Below are 9,793 nucleotides of genomic sequence, written 5' to 3'. Positions count from 1 at the left end.
CGAAGCCGACCTAGCGAAGATCTGGGGCGGTAATTTGTTGCGGGTGCTGGCAGCAGCCCAGGCCAAGGCAGTTGCGGATAACTGAGCCCAGGTCAGGCCAGGTGAAAGGCTTGTCTGATTCGCTGGAGCACGGCGGGCAGTTCTTCGTTCAGGCCAAGGGTTGCCGGCTCAATCGACTGTTCAACCAGCAGCGCCAGGCACCGGCTCAATTCCTCGGCGATGGCTTGGGGCAACACTATCGATCGGGGGGCCAGCAGCACCGAAAGGCTGAGAATGTCATTGCGATGCTTGCGAATATTCCTGCTATCGACACTTTCACCGTTGCTCTGTTGCTGGGTCAGGTTCAGCCAGGCATGAGCCTTGAGTGGGATCAGGCGATTGGCCCCGATGTGGCTGATGAAGTCGGTTTGCTGTATGCCGCCCAGCAGGAAGTCGTAGTAACGGTCGTCGAGCAGGATGGCGGACAGGCTCGATACGGCTTCTTCGACGGGAAGCGGGCTCAAGGTTGCCCCCTCGGCGAGGTCGATTTCACTGGGGCTGCGTGAGAAAAGTTCGAGCTGCGCTGGAAAGCTGTCGTCTTGCGGTGTGGTGAAGCGATAGAAGACCGGCCTGTCGTTACGTTGCCTGATCCGATAACCACCATGCCGCACAAAGTCCCAGAAGCCGGCGGCGAAGGAGCTGTCCAGGGCCTCGACGATCAGCACGATGTCCAGATCCCTGGTGGCCCTGAATGCCTGGCCGGCTTCCTCCATGCTCAGGTAGGCGGCTACCCCGCCGATCAGCACATAGCGATCGCTGTAGTCGGCAAAGAACTCTCGAAAGCGCTCCAGCCCCCTCACCATTGCATGTCTTCCTCCAGTTGGCCCAGGGCGATCTGGATCCGTTCATCCTTGCTCTCCTGCAGGCTCAGGAGCAGCGAGAAAGGATCGACCCAAGGCTTGGCCCACGCATAGATCGTGGGTTCGTAGGTCCAGATTTCCAGCGCGCAGACTGCTTCGTCCCGAGCGACTTCGATGATCGTCGCGTCGATGCCCTGGAGCCTGGCCAGGGTTTCACTCGAGCAGGCATAGATCGGCAACCGGGGGGCGACCAACAGTGTCTGGCCTGCCAGGGCCGATTCGCCCGCGAGCAGCAAAGGTTGCCCATCGAGCTGCGGGACCGTATTCAGCCACAGGGTTCTCCTGGTCGGGGAACGCATGTGTTTCCTGGCGTTGCGCCAGAGCTGGCGGGCAGGAGTATGGATCTCGATGTGTTGCTGGCGATCTGCGCCCAGCGTGACCAGATCCAGACTCTTGAGCTCCTTCACTGCCCGCGAGATGGTCATCTTGGAGTATTTGAACGGTTGGCCCAGGGTCGCCTGGGAGAGCTGCAGGGAGGATGTGCAGTTGTTCATCAGCAGGTGAATCAGCATGGCTTGGGTCGCCGGGCTCAGGTGTTCGATCTTTTCCTGACGGGCCCGGAAGTATTCCCGCAGATCCAGGCCCAGCTCGGGAATGAACAGCTGGTTGCCTGGCACGATGAACTGCACGCCTGCTTCGATTAGCCGCTTGCGTTCATAGGAGGCCAGTGCGGGCGCCACCAGCAGCAGTGGTGCATCGGTCAGCTTGCGCAGGGCCTGCAGGTGTTTCTTGATATCGGGAAGGCTGATGGACACCTGCTGGTTTTGCATGAGCACGATACAGGCCTGCCCCAGCAGCTTCATCTCCAGGCAGGAATAGGTACTGGTCAGGTAATGGGGGAGTTTGGCGGCGTGGGACCAGGTAGCGAATGTTGGCCGGTCGCCTAGCACGGTTTCGATATAGGCGGCCAACAGCAGCAGATCTGCTTCGATTGGCTGGAAATCTTGAGTCATGACTCATCCTTGGTAACTATTTTTTTGAACGGTATCATCGTAAATGTTACCGTTCAATAATTATGTTATAGGCGTAGACGAGTGGAGCCAGGCTAGTCTTTTCCACGCAGTGCACTGAGGCTATGCAGTGGTGAATATTTATGCGTGTGACGCAGTTCATAATCGCTTGAATATGAAACAAAGTAATATTTGCATATGCTTAAAATGTATTTCTCTTATTAAATAAGCGCCCCTAGGATGGCTTTCCATAGACCCAAGTGACTGCACAAGTCGCCGGGCTATAACCGAACGTACTATCCATCCGCAGCAGGGAGCGCTGGCATGCCACTGACCAGAAGACAATTGATCGCCCGTATCGCCGCGGTTGGCGGCGTCCAGGCGGCGAGCGCGGTCATGGGCTTGTTCGGCATGGCGGGCCATGCCGAGGCGGTCGAGGAAAACTACGCCTCGTTGCCGGCCATACCGGTGGGCAAGGGCGCCAGGGTGGTGGTGATCGGTGCCGGGATCGGCGGCCTGGTCAGTGCCTATGAGCTGCACAAGGCCGGGTTCAAGGTAACCTTGCTCGAGGCCCGCGACCGGGTCGGCGGGCGCAACTGGACGGTGCGCGGCGGCGATCGGGTGGAGTACAGCGATGGCAGCGTGCAAGTGGCGCGCTTCGATCCGGGCTTCTACCTCAATGCCGGCGCCGGGCGCCTGCCCAGCCACCACCAATTGATGCTCGGCTACTGCCGCGAGCTGGGGGTGGAACTGGAGGTACTGGTCAACACCAGCCGCAATGCCTTGGTCCGCCCTGACTTGAACCAGCCGGCGCTGCAGATCCGCCAGGCGGTCAATGACAGCCGCGGGCATTTTTCCGCACTGCTGGCCAAGGCGGTCAACCGCCACGCCCTGGACCAGGAACTGAGCGCGGCGGATCGCGACAACCTGCTGAGCTTCCTCAAGACCTGGGGCGACCTGTCGGACAAGCTCGAGTACCTGGGGTCGGCCCGCTCCGGCTACAAGGTCTGGCCCGGGGCCGGCGACCAGTTGGCGCAGAAGAACGATCCGCTGCCCTTGCAGACCCTGCTCAACCCGGCGCTGACCACGGCGCTGATGATCGACGAATACCCGGAGTTTTCGCCCACCATGTTCCAGCCGGTGGGCGGCATGGACCGCATCCCCCAGGCCTTTGCCCGGCACTTGAAGGGGCAACTGCGGCTGCACAGCGAGGTGCGCTCGATCAGCAACCGCCAGGACAGCGTCGAGGTGACCTACCTGGACCGGCGCACCGGCCGCAGCCAGCGCCTGGTGGCCGACTATGCGATCAGCTCCTTGCCCTTGCCGCTGTTGGCCCGGGTCGAGAACAACTTCAGCGCACCGGTGCGCCAGGCCATCGCCGCCGTGCAGTTCGGCTACGCCAACAAGGTGGCCTGGCAGTCGCGACGCTTCTGGGAGAGCCAGTACCAGATCTACGGCGGGCTGTCCTTCATCAACCAGGAGGCCTCGGGGCTGTGGTATCCCAGTGGCGGCTTCAACCAGCCCGAAGGGGTGCTGGTGGCGGCCTACAACAATGGCGAGACCGCGCGCAAATTCGGCGAGAAGAGCCTGGCCCAGCAGATCGAGATCTCCCGCCAGGCAGTGGAGCTGCTGCACCCGGGCCATAGCCATGAACTGCGCCATCCGCTGGTGATCGCCTGGAGCCGGATTCCCTACAACTTCGGGCCCTGGATCAGCCATGAAGTGGTCGAGCCGGACTACAGCCTGCTCAACCAGCCCCAGGGCCGGGTCTACCTGACCAGCGACGGCCTGGCCCACAGCGGCGTGGGGATCTGGCAGGAGGCCGCCGCCGGCGCCGCCCGCCGGGTGGTGCGGCAACTGTTCCAGCGGGCGCAAGGCGCATCGCTACAACAAACGGCCTGAACCGGCCGAACATTCATAAAAACAGCGGTAACCCATGCCGGGTAGCGGACCTCCGAGGCTGGCAACCACAACCTTGGGAGCGTCTTTGCATGTCTTTGAAAAATACCGTCGTAGGGCTGGGGCTGCTGTTCGCTGCCGCCAATGGCTGGGCCGCAGGAATCCAGCGCATACCGTCCACCTATCCCAATTCGCCGATCCTGCAGGCCGTGACCCTGCCGGCCAATAGCGAGGTGACCTACCTGTCCGGCCTGCTGCCGGACCCGGTGGACCCCAAGGCCGCCAAGGAGCAGATCCACGCGGTGGGCAATACCGAGGCCCAGGCGCGGGTGGTGCTGGGCAAGGTGCAGGCGATCCTCGCCAGCCGGGGCTTGGGCCTGGGCGATGTGGTGCAGTTGCGCATCTACCTGGTGGGCGATCCGGCGCTGGGCGGCAAGCTGGATTTCGATGGCCTGCAAACCGCCTTCCGCGAGTTCTTCGGGACCCAGGAGCAGCCGTTCAAGCCAGCCCGGACCACGGTGCAAGTGGCGGGGCTGGTCCTGCCCGGCGCCTTGATCGAAGTCGAAACCGTTGCCGCCCGAGTGCGTTGAGCATTCTTCGAAAGGATCTGAAGTCATGGGTATTTCCTTGCATAAAATCGCCCTGGGCGCCGCCCCCCTGGGTCTCGGACTGCTGGGCCTGGCCCCGGCGCAACAGGTGCTGGCCGCCGACGAGACCCTGGGCACCGTGGTGGTCACCGGAGTGCGCGGCAGCCAGCAGCGCACGGTCACCGACAGCCCGGCGCCGATCGACGTGATCGACAGCGAGCAACTGCGCAGCATTGGCCAGAACGGCCTGAAAGAGATGCTCGGACGGCTGCTGCCGTCGTTCAACGTGCCCACCATCAACGGTGGCGGCACCGCGTTCCTGGTGCGTGGGGTGAGCATGCGCGGCCTGGGCGGCGACCAGGTGCTGGTGCTGATCAACGGCAAGCGCCGGCACAACTCGGCGCTGATCAACAACGGTGCCCGGGTCGGCAATGCCTCGGTGCCGGTGGACCTGGACCTGATCCCCACCGCCGCCATCGAACGTATCGAGGTGCTGCGCGATGGCGCGGCGGCCCAGTACGGCTCCGACGCCATCGCCGGGGTGATCAACATCATCCTCAAGCGCAATGCCGAGGGCCTGACCTCCGACACCAGCCTGGGCCAGTACTACGACGGCGACGGCACCACCGGCCACGAGGCCTTCAACTGGGGCAACAAGCTGGGGGACAACGGCGGGTTCATCAACCTGTCCTGGGACGCCAAGCTCCAGGAACCCTACGAGCGTTCCAGCGCCGCCAGCGGCCAGCTGTATTTCAAGCAGCCCGATGGCTCGCCCGACCCCAGGGAAAGCCATCGCCAGGGCTGGGGCACCGAGTACGGCCTGGGGCGTGACCGCACCACCAGCCTGGCCTACAACGCCGAGCTGCCCCTGGAGGACGACCTCAAGCTGTATTCGTTCTCCACTTTGAGCTACCGCAACAGCAACAAGAACCTGGGGCACCGCAAGCCCACCGACATCACCAGCCTGGCCGGGGTGCCCAACGCCCCGTACCCTAACGGTGGCCAGGCCCGCCGGGAAATCCGCGAGACCGATTTCCAGGTCGCCGGCGGCGCCAAGGGCCTGTTGGGCGGCTGGGACTGGGACCTGTCCAGCACCTATGGCAAGGACCGTGGGGTGCTGGACACGGCCAATAACCTGAACATTTCCAACGGTCCCTACAGCCAGCACGACTTCCACCTGGGCAACCTGGTGTTCGACCAGTGGACCAACAACCTGGATTTTTCCCGGGCCCTGGACATCGGCTGGAGCAGCCCGCTGGAGACGTCCTTTGGCGTGGAGTACCGCTGGGAGAAGTACGCGCTGGAGGAGGGCGAGGCCAACTCCTATAACCAGGGCAGCTACATTCCCGCCACCGGGCCTTTCGCCGGTGTGGTGCCCGACCCGGGGCTGTTCTCGGTCAACGGCACCACCCCCGAGGATGCCTACAGCCTCAAGCGGCATAGCGAGGCGGCCTATATCGACCTGGGCCTGAACATCACCCCCAACTGGTACGTGGGGGCGGCGGCGCGCTACGAGAAGTACAACCTCGGGGTGGGCGACACCACCAGCGGCAAGCTCACCACCCGCTACGAATTCCTGCCCGGCTACGCGGTACGGGCGGCGGTGAGCAACGGCTTTCGCGCACCGTCCCTGGCCCAGAGCGTATTCTCCACCACCAGTACCGTGACCCAGTTCGGCGCCGCCGGCACCACCACCTCGGTGCGCACCAAGCAGATGCGTCCCAACTCGCCCGAGGCCATCGCCCTGGGCGCCAAGGACCTGGAGCCGGAAACCTCGCGCAACTACAGCCTGGGCTTTACCGCCGAGCCCACCGAGCGCCTGCGCCTGACCGCCGACTTCTACCTGATCGACATCGACAAGCGCATCCTCCAGACCGGCATCCTCAAGGGCCCGGCGGTGTCGCAGATCCTGGTGGAGAACGGCCTGTCGCCCAACCTTGCCGGGCAGTACTACACCAACGCCGCGGACACCCGGACCAAGGGCGTGGATGTGGTGGCCGACTACAGCCAGTCGTTCGGTGAGTACGGCACGGCCAAGTGGAGCATCGCCTACAACCACAACAAGACCACCATTCGCGACCTGGCCGACACCCCGGCGGCGCTGTCGCGGCTGGGGGCCGGTTATGTGCTGTTCGACCGCCAGCAACAGATCGACCTGACCCAGTCCACGCCCAAGGACAAATGGATCCTGTCCACCAACTACAAGGTCGGCGACTGGACCACCAACCTGCAGCTGACCCGTTTTGGCGAATACACCGAAGGCTCGAACATCCCGGCCAACGACCGGACCTACAGCGCCAAGTGGATCACCGACCTGGACGTGGCCTACGACGTGACCCAGAACCTCACGGTGGCGGTGGGGGCCAACAACCTGTTCGATGTCTACCCGGACAAGATCGGCCTCAAGGCCTGGGCCGGCACCTACGAGTACGGGATGTTCTCGCCCTACGGCCTGGGTGGCGGCTATTACTACAGCCGTGTCAGCCTGGCGTTCTGAGTGATGGCCGAACCTGCCGGCAAGTCCTGGCGCCAGCGCTTGGGCCCAGTGATTGCGCTATGCGGCGGCTTGCTGCTCGGCGCCCAGGCCCTGGCCGAACCGACGCTGCGGGTCTCCAGCCAGAAGCAGTCGCTGAAGATCCTGCTGCAAGCGGCTGGAGAGCTGGAGCAGGTGCCGTACCCCATCGAGTTCGCCTCGTTCGCTGCCGCCGCGCCCACCGCCGAGGCCCTGGCCGCCGGGGCGGTGGACATCGGCAGCCTGGGAGATGCGCCGTTCGTGTTCGCCGCCGCGGCTGGGGCGCCGCTCAAGACCGTGGGGGTGATCAAGCTCAAGGTCACCCCCACGGCCGTGGCGGTCGTGGTCAGGGATGACTCGCCATTGCAGGACGCCGCCAGCCTCAAGGGTCGGCGCATCACCACCCCCCGCGGGTCCATCGGCCATTTCCTGGCGCTGGCGGCCTTGCGCTCGGTGGGCCTGCATGGCAGCGATGCGCAGTTCGTCTTTCTCCAGCCCGCCGAGTCCCGCAGCCTCTTGAGCAACGGCCAGGCCGACGCCTGGGCGACCTGGGACCCCTACACCAGCATGGTGCAGCTGGAGGGTGGCACCCGGGTGCTGGTCAGCGGCGCGGGGTTGTTCGCCGGGCATATGCTGCTGGTGGCCAACGACCAGGCGATTGCCGAAAAACCTGCGCAGATCGCCGATTTCCTGCGTCGCCTGGGGCGTGCCTATGCCTGGGCCAACCAGCACCAGGAGGCGTTCTCGCGGATCCAGGCCGGCTATAGCGGACTGCCGGTGGAGGTGCACCTGCGTTCCAACCGTTATGCAGAACCCCGGCGTATCGCCGTGGGGCCGCCGGTGGTGGAAGACCTGCAACGCACCGCCGATCTGTATCGGGAGGAGGGCATCATCCAGAAGTCTTTCGAGGCCTCGGCCCACATCGATCGGCAGTTCAATGAAGTTGAATGAACGATGGCGGTTTGATTAATAAAGCTCAGGAGGAAAGAGTAACTAACCAATTAAAGATGTCAGTCTTTCAAGTTAACTATCAGTGAATTTAATACTTGTCCCGCAGCCTGTTAAAGCGGCCTGTGATGGCCGGTATTTGCCTGATTTTCGATACATTTTTAAGTTTGGATATTAGAGGTAAAGGGTATTTCACAAGCCTTGGGCGACTGCCTAAGGTGGCCTTGCAACAAATTATTACCTTCCATCCAGATGCACTTCAACGCTACTTCCAGGGAATAAGGGAGCTTGCATGTTCACAGTCACTACTGCCGACAAACTTGAAGCGCGGCACATTATCGATGTGGTGGAAAAACGCTCTTACGGCGTCCAGCTCAAAGGTTTCTGTCCGCCGGATACCTTGCAGGTGGCGCGCGACCACCTGTACCAGCAGGACCTGCGCAGTGCCTTCAGCCAGCAGCAGGAGTTCGTGCGCATCGGCAAGGCCTATATCGAGATCCAGGATGAGCAGAGCCGGGCCGAATACCACGCCCTGGCGCTGCCCAACATCCGCAAGATCCGCAACCTGTTCCGCCCGCTGGCCTCGCCCATCGATGAGCTGCGCTTGCTGCTGGACGAGGTCTGGCCCCGGGGGGCGCACCTTTTGCAAGTGGACGGGCAGAAGTGCTTTGTCGGTATCGCCCGTTTCCAGGGCTCGGGAGTCGATCTCACGCCCCATACCGACAAGCTCGAGCGCAATGCGCCAGAGGGCCACAGCCCGCCGTTGCTGACCCAGCTGTCGACCAACATCTACCTGGAGATTCCCGAGGACGGTGGCGAGCTGGAGATCTGGGGCATCGAGCCGGACGAACAGGAATACGACCGCCTGCGCGGCGAACGGGCCTACGGTATCGAACGCCATCTGCTGCCGCCGCCGGACTTCGTGGTCAAGCCCGAGCCCGGCGACCTGATCCTGCTCAACCCGCGGCTGATCCACGCGGTGCGCCCCTCGGCCACCAGCACCCGGGTCACCCTCGGGGTCTTCATCGGTTATTACGGCGAACAACAACCTTTGGCCTACTGGAGCTGAATTCATGAGCAAGGTGCAGGAAATCAACCTCAAGGCCTACTTCAACAAGGGCGGCGAAGAGCATCAGTTCGAGGGCAAGCGGGTGGTACTGGCGGTCAGCGTCGGCCAGGAGTACCACGAGGACCAGAAGCTGCGCTCGACCATCCACCTGATCAACCAGTCCGGCTTCAGCCACGTCAAGGTGGTGGTGGCCGACACCCTGCAGCGCCACAACAAGCATGGCCAGTCGCCGGGGGAGGCCTTGTCGGCGGCGATCCGCGATGGCGATGCCTGGCTGGCGCGCAACCAGGCGATCCTCGATGGCCTGCGGGTGCCTTACCACATCACGCGCTGGAACCAGGAGCTGGCCAGCGATCGTTATGCCGAACTGCGCCAGCACCTCAACCAGGTCTACCAGCAACGGGCGGAATTGCGCGAGGCCATCGACAGCACCATCGGTGTGTTCATCGAGCGCTTGCGCCTGCGCGACGAACAGGCTGACCTGGAGCGGGCGGCGGCCCAGTGCCGGGAATACATCCTCGAGGAGATCCCGATCATCCTGCCGCTGTGGGCCGACGAGGGTTACCACTACGTGCTTTATCCGCAGCAGATGACCACGGCCATGGCCACCAGCCGCGACCTGCTGATCGAGCCCCACAGCCCGGACCGGGTGCGCTGGTTGCCGTTGAAGTTCAAGAAGCGCGGGATCCCGATCCCGTTCACCTTGCCCGGCGCCATTCACCCGAACTGGACCCGCGGCGCCATCGCCATCTGAGTCCGTGTTTTTTTCTGCCAATGGCCGTCGCCGTGGGGCACGGCCAACGGGATTTGTGAATTCAAGGAGTTTCCATGGGCGTTTTTGCGCAACAGCAACGCAAATGGTGGGCCTTGCTCGGAGTGAGCATCGCCAGTTTTCTCGGTTGTGTGGATTTCACCATCGTCAATACCGC

At 63.2% G+C, this 9,793-nt stretch carries 8 protein-coding genes; 6 read left to right on the top strand and 2 right to left on the bottom strand.

The genetic code is table 11. The features are described from left to right. Window positions 1–92 precede the first annotated feature (92 nt). Both ACK6AU_RS30395 and ACK6AU_RS30390 read right to left on the bottom strand, forming a co-directional pair. Window positions 93–785 (bottom strand): hypothetical protein, encoded by a 693-nt coding sequence (locus tag ACK6AU_RS30395; RefSeq protein ID WP_409303364.1) that lies wholly within the window; start codon window positions 783–785, stop codon window positions 93–95. 50 nt (window positions 786–835) lie between these two features. Then, window positions 836–1,852 (bottom strand): hypothetical protein, encoded by a 1,017-nt coding sequence (locus tag ACK6AU_RS30390; protein ID WP_185697959.1) that lies wholly within the window; start codon window positions 1,850–1,852, stop codon window positions 836–838. A gap of 321 nt (window positions 1,853–2,173) precedes the next feature. On the opposite strand from ACK6AU_RS30390, the gene ACK6AU_RS30385 reads away from it, so the two are divergent. The 6 genes from ACK6AU_RS30385 (at window position 2,174) to ACK6AU_RS30360 (ending at window position 9,618) form a co-directional block, all read left to right on the top strand. Continuing rightward, window positions 2,174–3,751, top strand: coding sequence for an FAD-dependent oxidoreductase (locus ACK6AU_RS30385; protein WP_185697960.1), 1,578 nt, complete (start codon window positions 2,174–2,176; stop codon window positions 3,749–3,751). 89 nt (window positions 3,752–3,840) lie between these two features. Next, window positions 3,841–4,338: a RidA family protein gene (locus ACK6AU_RS30380; RefSeq protein ID WP_185697961.1), complete on the top strand. Its 498-nt coding sequence runs from the start codon at window positions 3,841–3,843 to the stop codon at window positions 4,336–4,338. Window positions 4,339–4,363: 25 nt separating this feature from the next. Then, entirely contained in the window at window positions 4,364–6,832 is a 2,469-nt protein-coding gene (locus ACK6AU_RS30375) for a TonB-dependent receptor plug domain-containing protein (protein ID WP_409303361.1), read from the top strand. 3 nt (window positions 6,833–6,835) lie between these two features. After that, window positions 6,836–7,798 (top strand): aliphatic sulfonate ABC transporter substrate-binding protein, encoded by a 963-nt coding sequence (locus ACK6AU_RS30370; RefSeq protein WP_409303359.1) that lies wholly within the window; start codon window positions 6,836–6,838, stop codon window positions 7,796–7,798. Window positions 7,799–8,087: 289 nt separating this feature from the next. Further along, window positions 8,088–8,864 carry a 2OG-Fe(II) oxygenase gene (locus ACK6AU_RS30365; RefSeq protein ID WP_185697964.1) on the top strand — a complete coding sequence of 259 codons (777 nt, stop codon included), beginning with the start codon at window positions 8,088–8,090 and terminating at the stop codon, window positions 8,862–8,864. Window positions 8,865–8,868: 4 nt separating this feature from the next. Beyond that, entirely contained in the window at window positions 8,869–9,618 is a 750-nt protein-coding gene (locus ACK6AU_RS30360) for a tRNA-dependent cyclodipeptide synthase (protein ID WP_185697965.1), read from the top strand. The last annotated feature ends 175 nt before the right edge of the window (window positions 9,619–9,793 follow it).

This window comes from Pseudomonas sp. KCJK8993 (assembly GCF_046230915.1).
Lineage (GTDB): Bacteria > Pseudomonadota > Gammaproteobacteria > Pseudomonadales > Pseudomonadaceae > Aquipseudomonas > Aquipseudomonas piscis.
This window is presented reverse-complemented; position numbering and strand designations above follow the sequence as displayed.

What these genes read in the sequence shown, in the direction of transcription:
- ACK6AU_RS30360 (WP_185697965.1), top strand. Translation starts at nt 8,869, where the DNA reads ATGAGCAAGGTGCAGGAAATCAACCTCAAGGCCTACTTCAACAAGGGC.
- ACK6AU_RS30375 (WP_409303361.1), top strand. Translation starts at nt 4,364, where the DNA reads ATGGGTATTTCCTTGCATAAAATCGCCCTGGGCGCCGCCCCCCTGGGT.
- ACK6AU_RS30390 (WP_185697959.1), bottom strand. Translation starts at nt 1,852, where the DNA reads ATGACTCAAGATTTCCAGCCAATCGAAGCAGATCTGCTGCTGTTGGCC.
- ACK6AU_RS30365 (WP_185697964.1), top strand. Translation starts at nt 8,088, where the DNA reads ATGTTCACAGTCACTACTGCCGACAAACTTGAAGCGCGGCACATTATC.
- ACK6AU_RS30385 (WP_185697960.1), top strand. Translation starts at nt 2,174, where the DNA reads ATGCCACTGACCAGAAGACAATTGATCGCCCGTATCGCCGCGGTTGGC.
- ACK6AU_RS30380 (WP_185697961.1), top strand. Translation starts at nt 3,841, where the DNA reads ATGTCTTTGAAAAATACCGTCGTAGGGCTGGGGCTGCTGTTCGCTGCC.
- ACK6AU_RS30370 (WP_409303359.1), top strand. Translation starts at nt 6,836, where the DNA reads ATGGCCGAACCTGCCGGCAAGTCCTGGCGCCAGCGCTTGGGCCCAGTG.